Origin of the sequence: Ruegeria arenilitoris (genome assembly GCF_013035425.1) — a bacterium.
Taxonomy (GTDB): domain Bacteria; phylum Pseudomonadota; class Alphaproteobacteria; order Rhodobacterales; family Rhodobacteraceae; genus Ruegeria; species Ruegeria arenilitoris_A.
Window position 1 is genome coordinate 495,340 of record NZ_WQHX01000001.1, and the last position, 22,543, is coordinate 517,882.

At 53.7% G+C, this 22,543-nt stretch carries 21 protein-coding genes; 6 read left to right on the forward strand and 15 right to left on the reverse strand.

The features are described from left to right. Window positions 1–35 precede the first annotated feature (35 nt). Complete coding sequence (locus GOV45_RS02385; RefSeq protein WP_170473714.1) at window positions 36–248, forward strand: DUF1127 domain-containing protein; 213 nt, start codon at window positions 36–38, stop codon at window positions 246–248. A 108-nt stretch (window positions 249–356) separates the two neighbouring features. On the opposite strand, the gene GOV45_RS02390 is transcribed toward GOV45_RS02385, so the two are convergent. The 4 genes from GOV45_RS02390 to GOV45_RS02405 form a co-directional block, all read right to left on the reverse strand. Continuing rightward, window positions 357–701: a hypothetical protein gene (locus GOV45_RS02390; protein ID WP_170473715.1), complete on the reverse strand. Its 345-nt coding sequence runs from the start codon at window positions 699–701 to the stop codon at window positions 357–359. A 104-nt stretch (window positions 702–805) separates the two neighbouring features. Beyond that, complete coding sequence (locus GOV45_RS02395; RefSeq protein WP_170473717.1) at window positions 806–1,678, reverse strand: 50S ribosomal protein L11 methyltransferase; 873 nt, start codon at window positions 1,676–1,678, stop codon at window positions 806–808. 64 nt (window positions 1,679–1,742) lie between these two features. After that, window positions 1,743–2,975 carry an MFS transporter gene (locus GOV45_RS02400; protein ID WP_170473720.1) on the reverse strand — a complete coding sequence of 411 codons (1,233 nt, stop codon included), beginning with the start codon at window positions 2,973–2,975 and terminating at the stop codon, window positions 1,743–1,745. 79 nt (window positions 2,976–3,054) lie between these two features. Next, complete coding sequence (locus GOV45_RS02405) at window positions 3,055–5,250, reverse strand: primosomal protein N' (RefSeq protein WP_170473723.1); 2,196 nt, start codon at window positions 5,248–5,250, stop codon at window positions 3,055–3,057. A gap of 90 nt (window positions 5,251–5,340) precedes the next feature. Between GOV45_RS02405 and fsa the strand changes: the two genes are divergently transcribed. The 4 genes from fsa (at window position 5,341) to GOV45_RS02425 (ending at window position 8,604) form a co-directional block, all read left to right on the forward strand. Then, entirely contained in the window at window positions 5,341–5,994 is a 654-nt protein-coding gene (gene fsa / locus GOV45_RS02410) for a fructose-6-phosphate aldolase (RefSeq protein ID WP_170473726.1), read from the forward strand. Between the two features lie 195 nt (window positions 5,995–6,189). Beyond that, the gene (locus GOV45_RS02415; RefSeq protein ID WP_170473729.1) at window positions 6,190–6,897 is read left to right on the forward strand and encodes a DUF484 family protein; all 708 of its coding nucleotides are present in this window, start codon (window positions 6,190–6,192) and stop codon (window positions 6,895–6,897) included. Continuing rightward, window positions 6,894–7,814: a tyrosine recombinase XerC gene (locus GOV45_RS02420; protein WP_170473731.1), complete on the forward strand. Its 921-nt coding sequence runs from the start codon at window positions 6,894–6,896 to the stop codon at window positions 7,812–7,814. The genes GOV45_RS02415 and GOV45_RS02420 overlap by 4 nt, the downstream gene beginning before the upstream one ends. A gap of 85 nt (window positions 7,815–7,899) precedes the next feature. Continuing rightward, entirely contained in the window at window positions 7,900–8,604 is a 705-nt protein-coding gene (locus tag GOV45_RS02425; RefSeq protein WP_170473733.1) for a CDP-alcohol phosphatidyltransferase family protein, read from the forward strand. 7 nt (window positions 8,605–8,611) lie between these two features. Here GOV45_RS02425 and GOV45_RS02430 read toward each other — a convergent pair whose 3' ends face one another. The 8 genes from GOV45_RS02430 to GOV45_RS02465 form a co-directional block, all read right to left on the reverse strand. After that, complete coding sequence (locus tag GOV45_RS02430) at window positions 8,612–9,079, reverse strand: hypothetical protein (protein ID WP_170473736.1); 468 nt, start codon at window positions 9,077–9,079, stop codon at window positions 8,612–8,614. A 76-nt stretch (window positions 9,080–9,155) separates the two neighbouring features. Next, window positions 9,156–9,611, reverse strand: coding sequence for a methylated-DNA--[protein]-cysteine S-methyltransferase (locus GOV45_RS02435; RefSeq protein ID WP_170473739.1), 456 nt, complete (start codon window positions 9,609–9,611; stop codon window positions 9,156–9,158). 84 nt (window positions 9,612–9,695) lie between these two features. Next, window positions 9,696–12,614, reverse strand: a complete 2,919-nt coding sequence (ileS, locus tag GOV45_RS02440; RefSeq protein ID WP_170473742.1) for an isoleucine--tRNA ligase — start codon at window positions 12,612–12,614, stop codon at window positions 9,696–9,698. Window positions 12,615–12,777: 163 nt separating this feature from the next. Continuing rightward, on the reverse strand, window positions 12,778–15,474 hold the full coding sequence (locus tag GOV45_RS02445) for a DUF2339 domain-containing protein (RefSeq protein ID WP_170473745.1): 2,697 nt from the start codon (window positions 15,472–15,474) through the stop codon (window positions 12,778–12,780). 126 nt (window positions 15,475–15,600) lie between these two features. Beyond that, window positions 15,601–16,311, reverse strand: coding sequence for a VIT1/CCC1 transporter family protein (locus GOV45_RS02450; RefSeq protein ID WP_170473747.1), 711 nt, complete (start codon window positions 16,309–16,311; stop codon window positions 15,601–15,603). 54 nt (window positions 16,312–16,365) lie between these two features. Next, window positions 16,366–17,355 (reverse strand): YcjF family protein, encoded by a 990-nt coding sequence (locus GOV45_RS02455; RefSeq protein WP_170473750.1) that lies wholly within the window; start codon window positions 17,353–17,355, stop codon window positions 16,366–16,368. Next, on the reverse strand, window positions 17,348–17,803 hold the full coding sequence (locus GOV45_RS02460) for a GNAT family N-acetyltransferase (protein ID WP_170473753.1): 456 nt from the start codon (window positions 17,801–17,803) through the stop codon (window positions 17,348–17,350). Before GOV45_RS02460 ends, GOV45_RS02455 begins: the two co-directional genes overlap by 8 nt. Further along, window positions 17,800–19,215 carry a YcjX family protein gene (locus GOV45_RS02465; RefSeq protein WP_170475340.1) on the reverse strand — a complete coding sequence of 472 codons (1,416 nt, stop codon included), beginning with the start codon at window positions 19,213–19,215 and terminating at the stop codon, window positions 17,800–17,802. The genes GOV45_RS02460 and GOV45_RS02465 overlap by 4 nt, the downstream gene beginning before the upstream one ends. A 109-nt stretch (window positions 19,216–19,324) precedes the next feature. Here GOV45_RS02465 and truA point away from each other — a divergent pair, with 109 nt between their 5' ends. Next, window positions 19,325–20,092 carry a tRNA pseudouridine(38-40) synthase TruA gene (gene truA / locus GOV45_RS02470; RefSeq protein WP_170473755.1) on the forward strand — a complete coding sequence of 256 codons (768 nt, stop codon included), beginning with the start codon at window positions 19,325–19,327 and terminating at the stop codon, window positions 20,090–20,092. Window position 20,093: 1 nt separating this feature from the next. On the opposite strand, the gene GOV45_RS02475 is transcribed toward truA, so the two are convergent. From GOV45_RS02475 to GOV45_RS02485, 3 genes are all read right to left on the reverse strand, one after another. Next, on the reverse strand, window positions 20,094–21,029 hold the full coding sequence (locus GOV45_RS02475) for a nickel/cobalt transporter (protein WP_170473758.1): 936 nt from the start codon (window positions 21,027–21,029) through the stop codon (window positions 20,094–20,096). Next, entirely contained in the window at window positions 21,014–21,661 is a 648-nt protein-coding gene (locus tag GOV45_RS02480) for a DUF1007 family protein (RefSeq protein ID WP_170473760.1), read from the reverse strand. The genes GOV45_RS02475 and GOV45_RS02480 overlap by 16 nt, the downstream gene beginning before the upstream one ends. Window positions 21,662–21,736: 75 nt before the next feature. After that, window positions 21,737–22,534: a thioesterase family protein gene (locus GOV45_RS02485; protein WP_170473762.1), complete on the reverse strand. Its 798-nt coding sequence runs from the start codon at window positions 22,532–22,534 to the stop codon at window positions 21,737–21,739. Window positions 22,535–22,543: the final 9 nt, after the last annotated feature.

The following is a 22,543-nucleotide window of genomic DNA, read 5'->3' on the forward strand; positions in this document are numbered from 1 at the left end:
ACCGAGCAAAAACGCAATCAAGAAGGAAACAGGATATGGCTGCACTGGATAACACCCGCATCGCCTCTGGCTCATTCGGCCTCGTTGGCCGTATCGGCGCATTTTTCGCATTGGCCGCTAACGCCGTTGTTGAATGGAATGACGCTCGCGTTACACGCAACGCGCTTAACGAATTAACTGACCGCGAACTGGATGATATCGGGTTGTGCCGGGGAGATATCGACGTGGTCGCCGAGGGCCGCCTCTGAGGTGTGAATTTTCGCAACCCAAAAGCCTTTTCTGAATGAAAGGGCAACCAGACACCGCTTGCAAAAACGCAAGCGGTGTTTCTTTTAGGACCGCCTCAATCAAAACTTTTAGTTAAGGACCTTGGCGATCTGGTCCGAAAAGAATTGCGAAACGGGTTCGATCTGCATGATCCAAGCGCCCGCAACTTCTACATTCGTACCCTGGCTCAGAATTTCGACGCGTTCGCTGTAAGCGGGTTCACCCAGATGGAACAGCAACAACGCCTTGAACCCGAAAAAAGCAAGCAGACACAGCAGCAAAACCCTGGCCGGGATCGCCGACTTGACGCGCTGCGGCTTCATTACAACCAAGCCGTCAGGCCGCATCGTTGCTCGATACCCCCGACTTAGTTTTTCATGTTTTTTGTTCAGACGCGTTACGCGCTGACCAAAGTCAAGTTGTTTTCCAGTCATGGCAGCCTCCGAAAACCGCCCCCCGTTTCCACCATTTTACGGTAAAAACAGAATGCGCCGAATCCGTGGCGAAACTCTAAAAAACTCCTGTAAATGGTCTAATTTTAGCCCTGATTTGTTAAGATTAGAGTTGTCCAGTCACCAATCTCTTGTTTTTGAGACTGATTGAAGCCGATTTGGGAATAAACTTTTAGAACATCTTCTGCCTGCTCATTTAGAATTCCCGATAGAATCGCATACCCTCCAATCCTCAAATTGCTCAAAATATCAGGCGCCAATGCAATCAATGGCCCCTTTAGAATATTCGCGAAAATCAAGTCGTATGGCGCGTTTGCCTTCAGGTCGGGATGGTCAAACCCGGCAGCTTCAACACATTTCACTGCGCTGAGCATTTCATTTGCTTTCAAGTTAGCCTCCGCCACTTCCACGGCTACAGGATCTATGTCGCTGGCAATGATCTCACCATCCCAAACTCTTGCTGCCGCCATTGCAAGCACGGCGGTACCGCAACCGATGTCGGCCACCTTGGAGGCTTTGAAACCCTTTTCGATCAATCGATCCAGCGCTTTAAGGCAACCCAAGGTCGTCCCGTGGTGCCCAGTGCCAAAGGCCATCGCAGCCTCGATCAAAAGTGGGATGCATCCGTCTGGCAACTTATCGGCATCATGGCTGCCATAAACAAAAAACCTGCCTGCCTCGACCGGGGCCAATTCACGGCGGACATGTGCGACCCAATCCGTTTCCGGAAGTTCGGAAACGACAAAAGGTCTGGCTTGAAAAGCTGCCGCCAAAACAGCCAATGCAGTTTCGTCGGGAGTTTCGGTAAAGTAACCCCCAACTTCCCACAGACCTGAACCGTCTTCTACTTCGAATACTCCAACCCCCGTTGGTTCAGGAAATAAGCGTTCCATTGCGTCGCCAAGACTTTCGGCAAGGGCTTTGCCCGAAAGAGTCGTCAAGGCTGTGAATGTAGGCATAACGACCTCCTGTCTAAGATAACCCAGCGCCTAGGGCCACAGACAGTCAAGGTCAAGCTTCCGCTTATTCAGCCGGTGCCGGAGCATATTTGGAAAGGACGGTTTCGTTTCCTGGTTCCGGGTGGCGCGGGATCAGCAGAGACAGGCCCAATGAAACAAGCGCCATCATTGCCGCCATAGCGAAGACTGCACCGGGTGAGACGACCCACAACAATCCCAAAAGCGCTGGCAGGAAGACAGCCGCGATATGATTGATTGTAAAGGCCACGGCAGCCGTTGGTGCAATGTCCGCCGGGTCGGCTATCTTTTGAAAGTATGTCTTCAGCGCCAGCGCCAATGCGAACAGCACATGGTCAGCTACATAAAGGATCGCGGCCAACAGCACACCCCATCCAAACCAATAGATTCCGCCGTAGGCCGCAAACACAATGGCAAGACCCGTATACTCAAAAATCAATGTGCGGCGTTCTCCGAACCTGGATACCGCTTTACCCAGCAACGGGGCTGCCATCATGTTGATCGCCAAGTTTATCAGGTAGAGGCTGGTTAATTCATGAACCTCAAAACCGAATTTCTCGACCATCATGAAGCCTGCAAAAACCACGAAAATCTGCCTTCGCGCACCGGCCATGAACTGCAATGCATAATACAACCAATATCTGCGGCGAAGAACCAGCTTTTTGGTCTGCGCTGTAGGTGAATCGAATTGCGGGTAAGCGACTAAACAAAACAGCGCCAATACTGCGGCAAGCCCACCCGCAGCCATAAATACCGCGTTATAGGACAGATCAAAACGATCCCAAGTCAGTACGATCACGCCGTAGACGACCATGGTCGCGGCGGAACCCATCGCCACAAGCCATCCCAACACCTGAGGGGCGCGGTCTATAGGTAGCCATTGCAATTGCAGAGACTGGTTGACTGTTTCGTAGTAATGGAACCCAATGGAGCTGAATAATGTAACAAACAATAGGCCACCTAGACTGGGAAACCACGCCGTTACTGCAGTCGCCACGCCGAGCAACATCAGCGAAATCATCGCCAGAACCTGCTCTCGTATAAACAAGATTACCGCGATCACGCCGACAGCAAGAAACCCGGGAATTTCGCGCACCGTGTGCAGAAGCCCGATATCTGCACCGTCGAAATTCGCTACCTCAATCACAAAGTTGTTCAGCAGGGCGCTCCACGCGTTGAATGCGATCGGCATAATAATTGCCATCGCGAACAGCAACGTGACGGGTCGGCGCCAGAACGGAAGGCTCCGCGCTTCGGAAAGCGGCATGAGTTTCAGCATGAGTGCCCTGTACGCCCATTTAAGCGGCTTGGCGAGAGAGAAAGCGCAAGGGCACAGTGGATCTGCATAGATGCAGACCTTAGTAAAAGCTTTGCGGATCGATATCGACAGTCAGACGAATGTCGCCTTTCAACTGAAGGGGCGCAATCCAACGGGCGATGGCATCCTGAATCGGTGCAGCTTTAGGTGCTTTGACAAGTAATCTTACCCGGTGCCGTCCGCGAATACGGGCGATGGGTGCCGGGGCTGGCCCGAAAACTTGGGCGCCGATTTCGCGTAGTGGCGCGTCGTTGCGTGCCATCGCGTTGCCAATGTCAAAGACAAGCGCGGCTTCCGGACCAGATAATACAATTCCAGCCATTCGACCATACGGGGGCACACCCGCCGCCTGCCTTTCCGCCGCCTCCGTTCGCCAGAATCCCTCTTCATCCCCCGAAAGTATTGCGCGAATGACAGGGTGCTCTGGCTGAAACGTCTGCAAAAGAGCCTGACCCGGCCTGTCGGCCCGCCCTGCCCGTCCAGCCACCTGCCGCATCAATTGAAATGTCCGCTCAGCTGCCCGAAGGTCCGCACCATGCAAGCTGAGGTCCGCATCGATTACACCGACCAAGGTCAACTTTGGAAAATTATGCCCCTTGGCCACAAGTTGGGTACCGATGACGATATCTGCGTTTCCTTCCGAAATTTCCTCGATTTTGGCTTTCAGCGAACGGGCCGAACCGAACAAGTCAGAACTGAGCATCTCTATTTCGGCATCAGGGAATGTCGCCTCAGCTTCTTCGGCTAATCGCTCAATTCCTGGTCCGACCGGGGCCAGTTTACCTTCGACGCCACAGGATGGGCAGGCCTCTGGCATCGGTTTGGTCTCACCGCATTGATGGCACATTAAGCGCTTAAGGAAACGGTGCTCGACCATCCGCGCATCGCAGTGATCACATGCAATTTGTTCGCCGCACGCCCGGCACAAGGTCACAGGCGCATATCCGCGTCGGTTTATGAACAAAAGCGACTGCTCGCCCCTTTCGATCCGCTGGTGAACGGCCTGCCGCAACGAAGGGGAAATCCACGTCCCTGGCTGCATCTGTTCGGCACGCATGTCGATTGGCTTCATTTCTGGCAAAACTGCGTCTCCGAAACGCGAAGTCAGGTCCAATCGACCGTACTTGCCCGCCTGAGCGTTTGCCCAGCTTTCAAGCGATGGCGTCGCGCTTGCCAGAATTACTCGCGCTCCGCAGATGGCTGCACGCAAAACCGCCATGTCACGGGCGCTGTAATGTACACCGTCTTCCTGCTTGTAAGACGTGTCATGTTCTTCATCGACGACCACTAAGCCCAGATTGCGAAAGGGCAAATACAGAGCTGATCTTGCTCCGACAACAAGCTGCGCATTACCCTGCCCAACCATACGCCAAACCCTGCGGCGCTCGGTCATCGTCGCGCCCGAGTGCCACTCTGCTGGTCTGGCTCCAAACCGCGCCTCGACTCGGGTTAGGAATTCTGCTGTAAGGGCAATTTCAGGCAGCATAACCAGCGCCTGACGACCTTTTCGCAAAACCTCTGCTATTGCTTCAAGATAAACCTCAGTTTTGCCCGAACCGGTGACACCTTTCAGTAATGTCGTGCCATAATCTTCTGTACGTACTCCCTCTTGCAACTTATTGACTGCATCTTGCTGATCCTCAGTCAATTCCTTGCCCGGTAAATCCGGATCGAGATGCGGGTATGGCAAATCACGCGGACTGTCCTCTTCTCGCACCACACGCTGTTTCACTAGTCCTTTTACTACCGACGAAGTAACACCAGCCTGTTCGGCCAGTTCCTTTAGTGTAAAAGCCAGACCACCGTATTCGCGCAATACTTCCAGCACCCGAGTGCGCGCATCGGTTATTCGATCTGGCTGCCTGTCACCCAAGCGGTATATCTTGCGCATCGATGGCGGGTCGCCCAGACCCGGCGCCCGTGTGGCCAAACGCAGCATCGAAGGCATTGGTGTCAGCGTATAATCGGCGACGCGTCCAAGAAAGACCCGCATTTCTTCGCGCATTGGCGGCACTTCGAGTTTTCGGATCACTGAACGAACCTTGCTGCGATCGAAATCACCTTTCCCTGGCCCCCAAACCACTCCCAACACCTTACGTGGTCCTAGTGGCACTTCGACGAAAGCACCAAGAAAACACCCTCCTTCGGGTGCTTTGTAATCCAAAGTCCGATCAAGAGGCTGAGTGGTTAAAACGGCCACCAACTCACCTTCTTCGAAAAATTCTTGGGCGCTCAAGGCTAATGCATCCTCGGCAGGGGTTTCAGCACGGGTCTCTTTGAGGTAAAGCCATCCGCGACCAACGCCAACCCTTCAAAGGACTGCCCAATGAAATTCTTCGTAGACTCAGCCGAGATTGATGCCATCGCCGAACTGAACGATTTGGGAATGGTGGACGGCGTGACCACCAACCCTTCTTTGATCCTGAAATCAGGACGCGACATTTTGGAAGTAACCAAGGAGATTTGCGACTTGGTTGACGGACCAGTTTCGGCCGAAGTTGTCGCTACCGAGGCGGATGAGATGATCGCCGAAGGTCGCAAGCTTGCCAAAATTGCATCTAATATCGCGGTCAAAGTCCCACTGACATGGGCCGGTTTAAAAACCTGCAAAACGCTTAGCGACGAAGGCCAGATGGTCAACGTAACGCTGTGCTTTTCAACCAATCAGGCGATCCTGGCAGCAAAGGCTGGTGCGACATTCATTTCACCATTCATAGGGCGTTTGGATGACATCAATCTTGATGGTATGGATCTGATTGCGGATATTCGGCAGGTCTATGATAATTACGGCTTTGAGACCGAAATTCTGGCGGCGTCAATCCGCACGGTAAACCACGTGACAGACAGCGCGCGCATCGGTGCGGACGTTATCACCGCACCTCCTGCCGTGATTAAGAAGCTTGCCGACCACCCACTAACGGACAAAGGTCTGGAAGCTTTCCTAGCCGACTGGGCGAAGACAGGGCAAAAAATTCTCTGAAATTAGTAACGCTTATAGAAAGACAGAATCGGCGCCAGATGAAGCTGTCAGGGCCTGAACAGTAATCAGGTTCTGACAGTTGGCAAAGTTTAGGCCACAGGCAGACCGTAAATCCTTTTTCACCGGAATTTTTCTCAAGGCAAATCAAACGAGGCATGTTATAAGTCCGCTCAACAAAAAAAGACCGGACAGGACATGAGCAGCAACCCTAAACTTAAAGACAATTTGCGTGCGGCGATATTAGCCGAACCCGACGTTGTATTAGATGACAAGGATCTGATGCAGGCGCTAGTGGCAGCCAACGAACAAGCACGCGGCGACAACGTCATTGACCTGCGTGGCATAGCGATGCAACGGCTCGAGGCGAGGCTTGATCGGCTAGAAGATACGCACCGATCCGTTATCGCCGCGGCTTACGAGAATTTGGCGGGTACCAATCAGATTCATCGTGCCATTCTGTGTCTGTTAGAACCTGTTGAATTTGAAGATTTTCTTTACGCCTTAGGTAACGATGTGGCCGAAATATTACGTGTCGATCACATCACCTTGCTTCTGGAAACGACTGTGATCAAAGAAGATCCTGCTGTTAACAAACTCGGCGGCATCCTTACAGTTGCTGAACCCGGCTCGGTCGACAGGTATATGGCCGGAGACAGAAATGGCCCGCCGCGTGAGGTTGTTTTACGTGAAATTCAGCATCCTTGCCCAAATATTTACGGTGAAAAAGCCTCGCATCTGCGGTCGGAAGCTTGCTTAAAACTGGAACTAGGCGAAGGTCGACTGCCCGGAATGATTGTAATGGGCGCCGTTGATCCTCGTCATTTCTCACCACAGCTTGGGACTGACTTACTTGCGTTCTTTGCCGGTGTGTTCGAGCGTTCGATGCGCCACTGGCTGTCGTGAGCCTGATCTCTCCAGCCTGTCGCGACGCTTTGCAGCATTGGCTGGATGGTCTTGGGGCTCTCGCCGGACGTTCCGAAAACACTCTTGCAGCATATCGTGGCGATGTGACCGAGTTCCTTTCCTTTGTTACACTGCATCACAGTGAACGCCAGGGATTGTCTGCGTTGGAGCGGGTTACAGTATCCGATATGCGGGCGTGGATGGCCGAACAGCGTAGTGCCGGCGTCGGCTCCAGATCACTGGCGCGAAAGCTGTCAGCTGTAAAAAGCTTCTATCGTTGGCTGGCTGAACGAGAAGGCTTTGAGCCCACCGCCGTTTTGTCCACCCGTGCACCAAAATTCACAAAGAAACTACCCCGCCCGCTGGCCGAGGACGCAGCGCGCGCGATGATCGAAACCGTCGAGATACAATCGCCGTCAGATTGGGTTGCCGCACGTGATGTTGCGGTTGTCACCTTGCTTTATGGGTGTGGTCTACGAATATCCGAGGCACTTTCTCTGACGGGCGCAGACGCACCTTTGCCAGACACGATACGTATCCTTGGCAAAGGCGACAAAGAACGGATCGTACCGGTCCTTCCAGCGGCACGCGCTGCCGTCGATCGATATCTCAGGCTTTGCCCCCACCCGCAATCGCCCGACGCCCCGTTGTTTCGAGGAGTTCGAGGCGGTGCTTTGAACCCGCGCGCTATTCAAGGCGTCATGGCGAAGGCACGTATGCAACTTGGCTTGCCAGCGACAGCCACCCCGCACGCAATGCGCCATAGCTTTGCCACGCATTTGCTGTCTGCGGGGGGTGACTTGCGTTCAATTCAAGAATTGCTTGGGCACGCCTCATTGTCGACAACACAAACCTATACGGCGGTCGATACCGCCCGATTAATGGAGGTTTATAATCGAGCGCATCCAAAGGCCTGACAGCAAATAAATTATTGAATTTCTGGGTCGTCCGCCTTTGGTTTTTTGCTTTGCATCTTTGGATGAGTTCGTACATGACACCAGCATGACAATCAGATTCAAAGCTCTTTCCGTTCATTTGTTTACCGCAACAGGTGCCGTTTTTGCGATGCTGGCAATGCTTGCCGCCGTCGAAGAAAAATGGAGCCTTATGTATTTGTGGCTAGTGGTTTCATTCATCGTGGACGGAATCGATGGGCCGCTGGCGCGTCACTATCACGTAAAGAAAAATGCGCCGGAATTTGACGGGGTCCTGCTGGATCTTATCATCGATTATTTGACCTATGTCTTTATTCCGGCTTTTGCCTTGTTCAAATCCGGTTTGATGGACGGGTGGACCGGTTGGTTCGCGATCATTGTTATTACGTTTGCCAGCGCGATGTATTTCGCGGACACACGCATGAAAACGAAAGATAACTCTTTTTCAGGATTTCCGGGCTGTTGGAACATGTTCGTTATTGTTGTCTTTGCCTTGGAGCCGAATTTTTGGGTCATCCTGATGTTGGTCACGCTGTTTTCGATTGCTATGTTTCTGCCACTAAAATTCATTCACCCCATACGTACTGAACGTTGGCGAAATTTGTCCCTGCCCATGGCCTTTGCCTGGACATTCTTCGCTGGTTGGTCTGCTTGGGTCGACTTTCACCCCGAAAGCTGGGCGCATTGGGGGTTGGTAGTCACCAGTATTTATCTGGTTTCCGCCGGGATCGCCCAGCAGATTGTCCCAGTGCGTAAAAAAGTTGAAGCATGAAGTTTGCCTACAGGATTTCCTGCACTTCAAACTCGGTGCCGTTATGGGTGAAAACATCACCCTGACGCAGCCCTGCCATCGCCAAATAAATCGGGCTTTGGGTTGAAATACCCATATAAGTATGGCCGTCTACTTCAAACCGAGTGGTCGAAACGCAGACAACGAAACGGCGGTTATTGAACTTGATGACTGCGCCGGGCTGCACGGTATCAGTCAGGCTGAAATCGGTGTTCTCGATCACGTCGATTTTGGCATGATGTGCGTGTACCGGCGCGTCAAAGGCTGCGGCCAAATCCGCATTTTCACGCGAAGCCGCAATGTCATCTTTGTCGTGCACCTCGCGATCATCCAATTGCGAGTCTTTTAGAAAAGCATCGTAATGGGCCTGCGCGGTCGCCAGCTCCTGCGCTTCAAGCGACATGAGGTGATCTATGATAGCCTTCTTTCGCGTAGCCGGATCGGTCTGGGCGTTCATGGAATGCGGTCCTTCAAATTCAACATTCTGTATAAGTTGGGCCGCAAACTGTTAGAATGCAACCGTATTCCGCATTTCATATCAACAGACCGGCAGCCCCCTCGTGGCGTAACAAGGCAACTTTGGTTTCAATACCGCCCTGCCCTGAAAATCCACCAAGACCATTCGCGGCCAAAACGCGGTGACACGGGATAATCACAGGAATTGGGTTAGCCCCGCAAGCTTGGCCAACTGGTTGCGCCGGCTGGTCCAATTCTCGTGCTATATCGCCATAAGTCAAAGTTTCCCCGAACGGAATGTTCGACATGACTTCGCAGACACGCTGTTGAAATTTTGAACCGCTAACTTTCATCGGAAGGTCAAACCGATGAAGTCGACCCATGTCGTATGCGCGCAATTGAGCAGCTGCTTCTTGCAGAAGCGGCGTTGCTTCGCCTTCTTCGACACCCCCCCATATCAGGCGGGTTACAACACCGTCTTTTTCCTCAACCCCTAACCGCCCGAACTGCGTATTGACTGCTATCATCGCCATATTTTCAGGCTCGCAGATCGACGTGACCCTCGCAAGCCGCGCAAGCAATGTCTCCGCCCTAGTGTTCGGCGGAGACCCAAAATTTTATCCAAGCGCATCGTTACAGCGGCCACAAACTCCCGAGTGGGAATGGCGTCCGACATCTGGCAGAATCTTCCAGCACCTTTGACATTTTTCACCATCTGCCTTTTCAAACACCACTCCGATCCCTTCGATTTCGGGTACACGGAACGCCTCGGCAGGTGAAGGATCACCCGACACGATCAGGCCTGATGTGATGCACATGTCGTCAACGTCAAACGTGGACAGAAGCGCGCGTGTTTCAGCATCTTCGACATGAACAATGGGCGCAGCTTCAAGGCTTGAGCCAATTACTTTGTCTTGTCGCTGAACTTCAAGGGCTGAAGTGACCGCACGGCGAACGCGGCGAACCTTGGCCATGTTAGCCTCAAGCTCTTTATCACGCCACTCCGCAGGCGTATCCGGAAAATCGACCAAATGGACAGAGCTTTCGTCGCCAGAGAAACGTTCCAACCAAACCTCTTCCATCGTGAAAACAAGGATCGGGGCAAGCCACGTCGTAAGACGATGGAACAAGATGTCCAAAACGGTGCGGGATGCGCGACGACGAGCACTGTCACCGTCGCAATACAGCGCATCTTTGCGAACGTCGAAATAGAACGATGACAGGTCTACCGTTGCAAAAGTGAACACTGCGCTGAACACGCCTTGGAAATCAAATGCGGCGTAGCCTTTGCGCACCTGTTCATCAAGATCGGCTAGACGGCTGAGCACCCAGCGTTCCATGCGCGGCATTTCACTTGGGTCAACCCGGTCCGCTTCGGTAAAGTCAGCCAGAGAACCGAGCATGAAACGCATAGTGTTACGCAATCGGCGGTAACTGTCGGCGGTGCCTTTCAGAATTTCCGGGCCGATACGCTGATCAGCGGTGTAATCAGTCTGCGCGACCCACAGGCGCAGGATATCCGCGCCGTATTGCTTGACAACTTCCTCCGGAACGATCGTATTGCCCAGCGACTTGGACATCTTGTTACCCTTGGCGTCCAGCGTGAAACCATGGGTAACTACGTTGCGGTAAGGCGCACGGCCTTTGGTGCCACAGGCCTGCAGCATCGAGGAGTGAAACCAACCGCGGTGCTGGTCGGTGCCCTCCATATAGACGTCTGCGATACCGTCCTCTGTTCCGTCCTCGCGATCGCGCAAGACGAAAGCGTGGGTGGAGCCCGAGTCAAACCAAACGTCCAACACATCAAAGACTTGTTCGTACTCATCCGGGTTGGCGATGCCATCCAACATTAGCTCTTTGAAACCGTCTGTGTACCAGATGTCTGCACCGCTTTTCTCGAACGCAGCCTTGATGCGTGCGTTCAGTTCTTCGCTACGCAGAAGGAAATCCGGGTCTGTCGGCAGCGCGCCTTTCTTAGTGAAGCAAGTCAGCGGCACGCCCCAAGCACGCTGGCGCGACAGAACCCAATCCGGTCGCGCTTCGATCATCGAATACAAGCGGTTGCGGCCAGTCTGCGGCGTCCACTTCACCAGCTCGTCGATTGACCGCAAAGCACGTTCGCGGATGGTGTCACCCATCTCACCCATGCCATCGTTCAACTTACGGTCGACTGACGCAAACCACTGCGGCGTATTACGGTATATAATCGGCGCTTTCGAGCGCCATGAATGCGGATAGCTGTGCTTGATCTTGCCTCTTGCCAGCAGTCCGCCAACTTCTGCAAGTTTGTCGATGACCGCCTTGTTTGCGTCGCCTTCGCCACCCTTGCGAGACAGGATGTACTTGCCTCCAAAGAACGGCAGGTCGGCGCGGAACGAGCCGTCGTCCATCACATTATAAGTGATGACCTGCTCAAGCATGCCCAAGTCGCGGTAGAGTTCGAATTCTTCCATACCATGCGAAGGGGCGCAGTGGACAAAGCCGGTACCTTCAGTATCGGTCACAAAGTCCGCGGCGCGGAAATCACGGATGTCATCCCATTCGCCGTTTCCGCCCTCGGCCCCGGCCAGCGGGTGGGTCAATTGGATCTTGGCTAAATCCTCCTGCGAAACATCGCAAACGCGGCGGTACATTGAGTCATCCAGACGCGCGCGCGCAAAAACATCCGCAGCACGATCATCAGCCAGCAGATAACGCTCGCCAATCCTCGCCCAGCATTCCTCTGGGCGACCGATGACTTCGTAAAGGCCATAAGAAATGTCTTCGCCATAGACCACAGCCTTGTTCGACGGCATGGTCCACGGAGTGGTGGTCCAAATGACCACATAGCTGTTATCCAGCGTCACGTCGCCCGTATTAACGACTTTGAACTTCACCCAGACGGTAAAGCTCTCCTTGTCGTGATACTCGACTTCAGCCTCGGCCAGCGCGGTTTTTTCGATGGGCGACCACATCACAGGCTTTGAACCCTGATAAAGCGTGCCGTTCATCAGAAACTTCATGAACTCATCGGCAATCACGGCCTCGGCGTGATAATCCATAGTGATGTAGGGATCGGCCCAGTTGCCGGTGATGCCCAAGCGCTTGAACTCTTCACGCTGGATATCGATCCAGCCGTCAGCGAATTTGCGGCATTCCTGCCGGAAATCGACAACGTTTACTTCGTCTTTGTTCTTGCCCTTCTTTCGGTATTGCTCTTCGATCTTCCATTCGATCGGCAAGCCGTGACAATCCCAGCCTGGAACATACCGCGCGTCAAAACCCATCATTTGATGGCTGCGCACTATCATATCCTTGATTGTCTTGTTCAGCGCATGACCAATGTGCAAGTGACCGTTCGCATAGGGGGGACCGTCATGTAGGGTAAAAGGTTTGCGCCCTTCTTTTTCACGCAATCGATCATATACCCCGATTTTCTCCCAATGCTCCAACCAGTTAGGCTCGCGCTTGGGTAATCCAGCTCGCATCGGAAAATCGGTTTTGGGCAGGTTCAGCGTATCTTTGTAGTCAGGTGTCTGGGTCATGTCGGCGCACATTGGAGGCGTCCCTTGGATGATCTTGTCGTATATGGGTCGAAGCGGTCAGTGCGAATTCTCAAGCACCTTTGCCCGGCGTCTCGCGATATCAGAGCGCCGGGGATATAATTCGAATAATGATGGCCATCCGGTCAAACATGCGGGGCTTATAAGACGCCAGTGGCTAATGGTCCAGTGGTTCCGGTGATTGGGGCGACTGACGAAGTTTGGCCCAGCGGTTTAGCCACGCAAGACCTGCTAAAGACAAGCCCAATACCAAAAGCGAAAACACCCTGATTAAACCGCCCAATCCCGCGATATCGATTAGGAAAACTTTGCCGACAGCCAAACCGATCACTGCCAAACCTGCCTTTCGCATCAGGCCAGATTGACGGGCAAGTGACTGATAAAACAACACTGCCCCAATAATCAAAAGCACCACCGTATATGTATAAAGTTCCGGCTGAGACACTCCATTGTCCGCATACATTCCAGCCGCACCCTGCCAAAAATGTCGAACCATCAACCCGAGCCATACAGAACCCAATAGGACCGCAAGACCATAACTGACTTGACGTAACAGTTTGGGCATCGGCTTGATGCGCAATGCAGAAAATAGCATAGCAAGTCCCGGCAGCAGATATGCAACGGCCAACGTATTGAAAACAGGCAGACCCATAACCGGGTCAGCATCCGGGACCAAAAGTGGATTGGCGTCGGTCAGCGCCTGCCCAAGCCGATAAGCCGCGTGACCTGCAAAGAATACAGCGAGCAAGTAGCGAAATTCTGTCAGTTTTCCACCAATTTCGAACCTTTGCACCTGCGCATACGCCAGCAACAGCCAAATCACCGAAAGAAGACCAAGCCCCCAATGACTGTCCTGCGCCCCGCCTTCCCCAAAGCCTTCCAACCAGCGCAGCAGCAACAACGATAGCAGGATACCTGCAGTCGCCCACGCCGCGCTTTCCAAAAGCAACTTTGCAACCGGGCGATCAAGCGGTTTAAGCACAATCCAGGCAACTACAAACCCGACCGCCGCGCCTCCGTAAACCAGCGTCATTTCGAGCAACGGAGCAGAATTCGCCCAGTCAAGACCAGGGTCCAGCACAAGGCGTACAGTGACAGAAAATACCCCGGCCCAAATGAACCAACTCATCGGTGGCAGCTTGAACGCTCTGTCCAGCGCGGCTGCGACTATGGTAGCAACCACAATTGCGATAGTAAGCGCGGCTGAGCTAAGAACAATGACACAGGCAAAGGTCATGCAAGATAAGGCAGACAGCGTGAACAGGGCGGTTCTAATCCGCTCTTCTCCGTCAACACGGGCAAATCTTTCGGCAAGGACAACCATCAAAACTGCAAGTGCGACTGCATGCAGTGCCCACGTATAGGCTCCGATTACCACAGCTGGAAGCCAGCCGATTTCAAGCGCTATCCCTAAAAGCGGAGCAAATACCGCCGCTGCACCGGCCCAGACCACGGAATAGCGCCTGGAAGCGAACGATCGTAACGCAGCGCAAACCGAAATAATGGCTCCTAAAGCGACAAGAATAGTCGCAACCCATGGAAAATCCGCCTCAGCTGTCTGAGCATACGTTATCGCAAAGTCTCGCGCAGCCAAGCCACCATCTAGGCCGTGCGCTAAGACAAACCAAACCAGCCCTAAAGCAGGCAGCAAGGTTGCATCCTGCAGCGCCCTTGCGTTTCGTGCCCAAAGGGTCAGAGACAGGGTGAGGCCAGATAATAGAAACACGCTGAGCCAAAACTCGGCGATTGAATCCGCCCCGTTAAAGGACAAAATCCCAGATGTTACTGCCACCGTGCCGAAACCCAAAAGCGTTGGAAACGCTGGCCAAGCATCTCCATCCTTTCGTTCGAAGATTTCAAACGTCATTGGACCAGAGTGATCAGGCCAAATGCGCCGCACAGGTATCGCAATAGAAACCAAGGCTATCACCGTAACAAATATCAGATATCCAGATTCAGTCGTTGGCGCGGACAACACCAACATCGCGCCAGATCCATATGCGCCAACTAGCGATAAGATCGAAATCCAGGCCCATCGCCTTACCGTGTCGATCCCGAGACCCAGAACAGCAACAGCGAGAAAGTAACCCAATAGCCATGTCGGATCTTCCGAAGTTCCACCCACAACAAAGGGCGCTGCATAGGCACCGATCAGGCTTACGGCTGCCAGCAATGGACCATGAAACCAGCCAAGCAGCAGACCAATCAGAGCGACAACTATCATCGCAAACAGGGCGGATTCCGCACCGATGAGATCGTAAAGCTGGCGCGCGGCCAACACGCCTCCGAAAAGCGTAACCAAGCCAGCCCCGGAAAACACCGACGGGATATACGCGGAAGCAAACTTTTCATCGTCGCCAAATCGGCGGCGGACGACCTCGCCAAACAAAATTAGCGCAGCGCCGAAGGTCAGCGCTGCGACCACCCGCGCCGCCGGAGGTAACAAGCCGGTTTCTACCCCATACTGGACCAGGAATATGCCCGCCAATGCCAGCGACAACGCTGAAACTGCATAAAACCAGTTTTCACGAAGCCAAGCACCAAATCTGCTGAGCCAATTGCTCTGTTCGGATTTTTCCTTAGGCGGTTTGACGGGCCGCTGAGTCTTGGTTGGCTCGATTTTAGCGGGTTTTTCCTTGGCTTTAGACTGGTTCCAAGGTCCTTTGAGAGGTTCCGCGGGTTTTTGTAAAGATGCCGGTGGCAATTCGGTATCTGCGCCACGAAGTTGCGCAACAGTGCGTTCCAGATCATCCAGCCTGCGACGCATGCGTATTTGCTTGACCAGCAGGACGACAATCGACACAGGTATGGCGACCAGAATAGCAAAAACAACAAGAGCAACCAGCGTTTCCAAGTAAAACCTCCAAGTTTAAGTTGCTCTAGGTTACCCCAGCACATGTGCGGGATTGTTTCAGATTGTCTTATTATTTCAATGTTTTGTGCAAGTCATTTATTGCGACGGACATCAAGCGAAAAGGGGTCAGGGATGAAAAAGTGACCCCACCAGATAGGCGATCGACGCTGCAGCACCTCCGATCAGGGTGGTTTCGAGCCCTGAACGCCACCAAGGAGCTAATGACCAGCGGCTTTTTAAGGCGCCTATAAAAAAGAACACTCCCATGGTCATCCAGACAGAGACGGTAAATGCGTTTTCGACCGAAGCCAAAAAAGGCAACAAGGGGATCATTCCTGCGACAAGAAAGGCAAAGAAGGTCGCCATCGCAGCCTTCATCGGATGTGGATCGACGCCACTAAGCCCGTATTCTCCCTCGATCATCAGATCGATCCAGTTTTCGTGGTTGGCTGTAATAGCATCTGTCGCGTCTTCCAGAACGCTTCCGGTCAGGCCCTTTTGCGAAAGAATTTCGCGAACTTCGCGCCGTTCACCTTCGGGATAAAGCTGGATGTGTCTTGCTTCAACGGCGCGAAGGCGGCGAATGTTATCCAATTCGGCCTTCGTTCCTGAATAGTTACCTGCCGCCATTGAAAACCCGTCCGCCAGGACATTGGCCAAACCCAATGCGACAATCACGAATGGTGACAGACCCGCACCCGCCACGCCTGCAACTATGGCGAAGGTGGTGACTGAACCGTCTATTCCACCGTAAACCACGTCGCGCAACACTCCGCGCCCCGGCGGTGCGTTAATGCGGGCGGTGATTTCCTGCTCGCTGTGGCCGTGATCGGTCATGGCTGGCTCCGCCCTGTTTACATAGGAAACGCTAGACCATCATTGCGCGTTGGATCAAGTTTTTGAGAACAGCCCGCTTAACGCCCGCTTGACTATGCCGCTAGTCGAGGGTCTGTGTCGCGCCGAGAAAGGCAAAGGGCGGCAGACCTCCATCGCCGCGACGCCGACCCTCGCACTAAGGGCACCGTTGACAAGCCCTTCACCAAAGCGGCGGGACAATTTGCTTAGAACCGAGCCGCCAAGAATAGGTTCGAGCAAATCGTCGCCAACCGCAACAGCGCCAGTGGCTACCAGATGAACAAAAACAGCGCGTGTCAGGCGCCAGCTACCCAGAAAACCTGCTCTTCCACCATAGACTTCGGCAATTCGTCTGATCATTCGAAGCGACGCGGCCAGAGCTGTAAAAACATCTGCTAGGGCCAATGGTACAAGCGCGGTAACCGTAGCGACTTGGCGCGCAGCGGCTTCAACTTCTTTGCTGGCGGCGGCATCTAAGGGGGCAAGTATTTCGTCTTCGGCTAATCCCAGCAGAGTAGATGCTTCGAACTGATCGCCAACGCGTTCCTGTGTGCGATCGCGACCCCAGCGAGTTTCTTCACGCCCCTTATAAAAGTTGATCAACCTGTTCGTGACCTCGCGCGCCTTTGCCAAGTCATCTTCGGCGATGGCCGCATCTGCGGCACGGCGCAATTCATCTACTTTCGACAACCGAGCGATCGCAGCCAGTTCGCGCAAGGCAATGATAATTGCTACCAAAACAAGTGCGCCCATCAAAACGGAAATGATCCCGCCCAGAACAGGGGCACGCGTCAACAAAGAAGTCGCGAAGTCCCAAGCTGAAACCGAAACCACCGCGCCAATTACTGCAAGCGCCAAGCCCCAGAACCAGCGTGACAGAACTGAGGGGCCACTTGCGGCTAATCGAGCTGCTCTCTGCATCGCCTGTCCCTGCGGCTGCACAAGATCGGGAACGGGCGGAGCCTGTGCGACATCCGCAATCTGTTCGTCTTGCTCCAAGTTGATCAGTACAGGGCCTTTAGACATCCTTAGCCTCACCGCTATGCCAAACGTACTTTACATCCGGAAGGTTTTCGTCATTTTCTGCCCCGTCGCTTCGGGCAGCTTCTGAAAACCCATTGCGCTCGTAAAACCGGCATGCGCCTGCATTGGCTTGAAACGCAAACAGCGACAGTTCCGTTTGCTCCAATTTCGCGTGATCAAGAAGGTAGCGACCAATCCCCTGTCCGCGAAATGCTTGCTCGATATAAAGAGAGTGGATTTCGACCCCACAACGGGCCAGGAATCCGACAACCCTGTTATCATTTTCAGCCACGGTCACCCAATCCCTATCGATCATGCTTCCACAAAACGCGATGGTTTCAGCGCCTGAATGCAATTTGGGCATCCAATCATGCTCGTCGGAAAAATCGTACAATATTTCCCCGGTGGCACCTGCGTCTGTACTGCGGGCAGAACGAAGAAAAACGGTCACAATCGGTCTCCGATCAGAAACTGCATGGCGCGGTCGAGCCGGATATGGGGCGGTCCATCTCCGGGACGCAGGGACAGACAGGACGGCGCAAAGTTCATAAATTCATATTCTGCGCCCAACCAGTTTTTCGCACCATCCCGCGCCAGACCTAGCAAATGGGATGAGTCTAGTGGCAATTCGCCGGGATAGAAAGCCGCCTGCTTGCCGCTATCCAGTAAGGTCCCGCGTATGCAGGGCAACTCAACCCCGTTATGACTGCGCATCTCCTCAGTTGTTGCGCGCAATGCGGCCAAGGACAGGGCCGCCGTTTCGGCCCCTGCGAAATTGGCCTTGTCGCGCGCGTCCCGTGTGAGAGCCTCAATGATCGCAGTCAAACGAGGATGTTGCAGGTGATGCAAATGATCAGCTTTCGTAGCCGCGAATAGAATACGCTCCACACGCTTACCCAGCAGTAATTTGCTGAGCCATGCATTTCGGCCGGGGCGGAACGCAGACAGTGTGTCAACCATCGCGCGACGCATATCTTCGACCGCCTGTGGCCCCTTATGTATGGCACCCAATGCGTCAACTAATACCACCTGACGATCTATCCGCGCAAAATGATCGCGAAAAAACGGTTTAACCACCTGCGATTTATAGGCTTCGTATCTACGTTCCATCTCACGGCCCAAAGAACCCCGGCGCAGCACACCCGAAATCGGTAGCGGTGCGAACGTTAAAACCGGCGACCCGGCCAGGTCACCGGGTAAAAGAAAACGCCCTGGCGTGCAGTCGTAAAACCCTAAATCCCGCGCTGCGTTTAGATAGTCAGTAAAGCTTCGGGCCAGATTTAGTGCGGTTGGTTCGTCATGGACCGCTGCAGAATCCGACGCGCAAGCGGCAGCAACATATTCCGACGCTTCCGGACGCCTTTCGATACGTAGCCAGGTTTCATTCGACCAATCCGCATAGGATTTTTCCAACAGCGCAAGGTCCAGCAGCCACTCGCCAGGGTAATCGACAATATCCAAGTGAATCTTGCGTGGCCCCTGCAACCCTGACAAAAGACCGGCTGGCCGCACCTTAAGCGAAAGACGCAGCTCTGACACTGAGCGGGTGCTTTCCGGCCAGTATGGTTTTGCCCCTGTCAGCGCGGATAAATGAGACTCGTAATCAAACCGTGGCACCGTGTCATCTGGTTGGGGCTGCAAATATGCGGCTGTGATCCGACCTTCTTGTTGGGCAGCAAGCGCCGTCATTCGACCCCGGTCCAACAGGTTTGCCACAAGGGATGTGATAAACACTGTTTTGCCCGAGCGCGCCAAACCTGTGACCCCCAGTCGGATGACCGGCTCAAAAAAAGTCTCGGACACGGTATCGCCGATGGATTCCACGCCTCGGACAAGACCGTCTGCCAGTGATGAAATGACCAAGCTGTCGCCCCGCATTTATCGTTTCATCCAAGATAGGTAGCAGATCGCGCACTTGCCAGAGATTTTACAGCCTCTTGCCCGCTCGCGCGTCGCGCGATACGAGCGGCTTATGCCTAGGTACGCTTTGAAAATCGAATACAACGGAGAACCGTTTGCCGGATGGCAGCGGCAAAAAGAGCTTCCATCTGTTCAAGGCGCGATCGAACAGGCTTTGTCCCGAATTCAACCGGGCCAACATACAATTGCGGCGGCTGGACGTACCGACGCAGGTGTTCACGCATTGGGGCAGGTGGCGCATTGCGATCTAAACAAAGATTGGGACCCGTTTCGCCTATCCGAAGCATTGAACCATCATCTAAAGCCTCATCCGGTCGCCATCTTGAAAGCCGTTCATGTCGCTGACGACTGGCACGCAAGATTTACCGCGGTTGAGCGGCAGTATCTATTTCGAATCCTGATGCGGCGCGCGCCAGCGACGCATGACAAAGGTCAGGTCTGGCAGATCAACCACCAGCTGGACGTCGCTGCAATGCAGGCCGGAGCGGATATGCTGATTGGGCGGCACGACTTTACAACCTTCCGTTCATCCATTTGTCAGGCTGCCAGTCCTACAAAAACTTTGGATGAGTTAAGGGTGGAAGAGGTTCAGGGGTTTTCTGGCCCCGAAGTTCATTTCCATGTTCGCGCCAGATCGTTTCTGCACAATCAAGTTCGCAGCTTTGTCGGTACTTTGGAAAGGGTCGGAGCAGGCGCTTGGTCACCACAGGATGTAAAGGACGCGCTTGAGGCAGAAAATCGCGCCGCTTGCGGGCCTGTTTGTCCGCCCCAAGGGTTGTACCTTGCAGCAGTCAGATATCCTGATCCAGTTTTCGAGTAGTTCAAAACGTCCGCAGCAATAAGCCGCCAGCTATAACCGCAATCAAAAGCCCTGCTACCAACTCGATAGTAGGCGCAAGAACCGCTGCAAACCTCGTGGCTGAAGCCGACGTTAAAAGCCCTCCGCGCAGTCCGAAAGAAGTCCAACCAACCAAGGTTGTTACGGTTGCTGTCCCCAGTGCCATCGCGAACGCGCCAGCTATTCCGACCAACGCAATACCCATCTGCCATGTAAGGATCAGAACGAACAATGCACCGGTGCAGGGGCGCGCGGCGATACCCGCGATCAGGATCAAAGCCTCGCGTATGCTGCCGACATTGGCCACCTCTTCAACGCTTGGGCCGTGCCGATGGCCGCATTCTGAGCAAGCATCGTGATCATGGTGGTCGTGGTTATGGTGATGGTCGTGATCGTGGTGATCCTCGTGCGCAGACACGCTTCGATGCCGTTTGGCAAAACTGCGCAACGCGCGGACTACCAACCAGAGGCCAATTATCGCTATGGCACCGTAACTTATCGGCGCCATAATCTGTTCAGTGGTGCCGACAAGGCTTTCTCGGGACATCTGAAAAACTAGAACCCCCGCATAAACCAACACAACGGCCGTTACCGCCTGCCCCAAACTAGACAATACACTGATCGCCGACAGACGCCAAAAAGCAACTTGGCGGCCAAGACCATAACCGCCAATCAAAACCTTGCCGTGACCAGGACCGATCGCGTGAAAAAATCCGTACGCGAAACACACGGTAAGCAGAGTCGCGACTGCTTGTGGTTGCTCGGCCCGCGCGGCCCGCAAGGATCGTGCAATCTGGTTCTGAAACTCTCGTTGCTCGCCCGCTGCCCAAGCTGCCAGGTGATCAAAACCACCGCTTCCCCAGAACCAAATCAGCAGGCCGCAGGCCAACGCAACCGGAAAAATCAGGTATCTGGACATGAAACGAAAATCTCTGTCGCAAAGTTTTCACCGATCAGAGGGATATCGTTCTCCTCCAGATCATAATCGGCATCCAGCGTTTTCAAAAATGCCTGCATCTGAGCCAGCTGCCCGTCGATATCAGGTTCGATGCGCTCAATAGCACAAGAAACAGGACCCGATATTACAACAGGCCGGGTAACCTCGTAAGCGGTATAATAGGTTTCGTCAAATGCCTTAGCAGACAGGGAATTCGCTGGAATCCTTCCGCTTTCCACAGTTCGCAGGTGGGTGGTTACAATCCGCCCATCCTCAGTAGTGGCTGTGGCCTGCTGCGGGCCAGACAGCAGCACCGGCTGCCCGGCTGAGCGAACCACCAGATCACCATTGTATCCCTCTACCCATTGCGCATCAAAGCCAGCCAAAAACTTCTCTTCGTCTTTGCTCAGTACTCCGTCAGCGTCCTGATCCAACTTCAGATCTTCCAATACCAACAACGAATAAAACTCATCGTAGGCCCAAGTGACCCTGACATGAGTGAGAGCACCAGTTTCATCGACGATAAATTCCAAACCCGTGTCGATAAAGACATGAGGGTGAGCCATTGCCGGAACAGGCAAACAGAAAGTTAGTGTAATAGCCAACCAACGCATTTGGCAAAGATAGGTTGCCAGCACACCAACGGCAATGCCGTTTCGTTAGCAAACACAGAAACAAGCAAACTGACGCTAGCCGGGCGGAAATAACACTAAGGTTTGCAAAGCGGTGCCGACAGGTCCTTTAATATCGTACAAAACAGATTGTGACATACCTATACCTGTCGGTTGCCAATGCGAAACAGACTGCGATGCAAACCAGCCCGGAACAGGCTCACGGTGGATTTGAACCGTCAGATCCGTGTTCATAAAGCCCATTTCGCTTGTCGGCGCGTTCCACGAAATACCATTCCCGCAATCCGCCAGGGGGCATAGCGCCTGAACGGGCGAAGGGGTTTCGCCATCAAGAATAGCCGGGGTATGCATCCAGATTGTTTTTGGACCCGCCCCCTGATTGCCTCCTTTCGGATACTGCACATCCGCATAGTGCGCAAAACAAGGTAGACCATGGCGCATCTCACCAATCGGAAACGGGCCGTCGACCAGATCTTCGAACAGAATCGGATCGTTAGGAGCGTCCGGCACCGGACCCAAGTCTCTGCTCTGAAGATGCATTGTAGACGCAGTCGCGCACAATGTGTCGTTCAGATCATGTACTGTCACTCGTGTCGTCGCCAAAGTCTTTGTGTGGCGGGTTGTTTCTGCAACAACTCGAAGACCTGTCAGTGGTAACGGGCGCAGCAGGTCAACTGTTAACCGGGTCAAAATTTTACCTGGCCCGACTTCTGTCTCGGCTGCCCGCGCAATCAGGCTGGAAACGGGTCCCGCATGACAATGCTCTGCTGACCAAGGTCCGCGGGCTGGATCGTTTCCCACAAAAGCGCCATCGGCTCCGACATGAAAAAAAGCCGGTTTGGAATCGATTTTCATGGAAGCGTT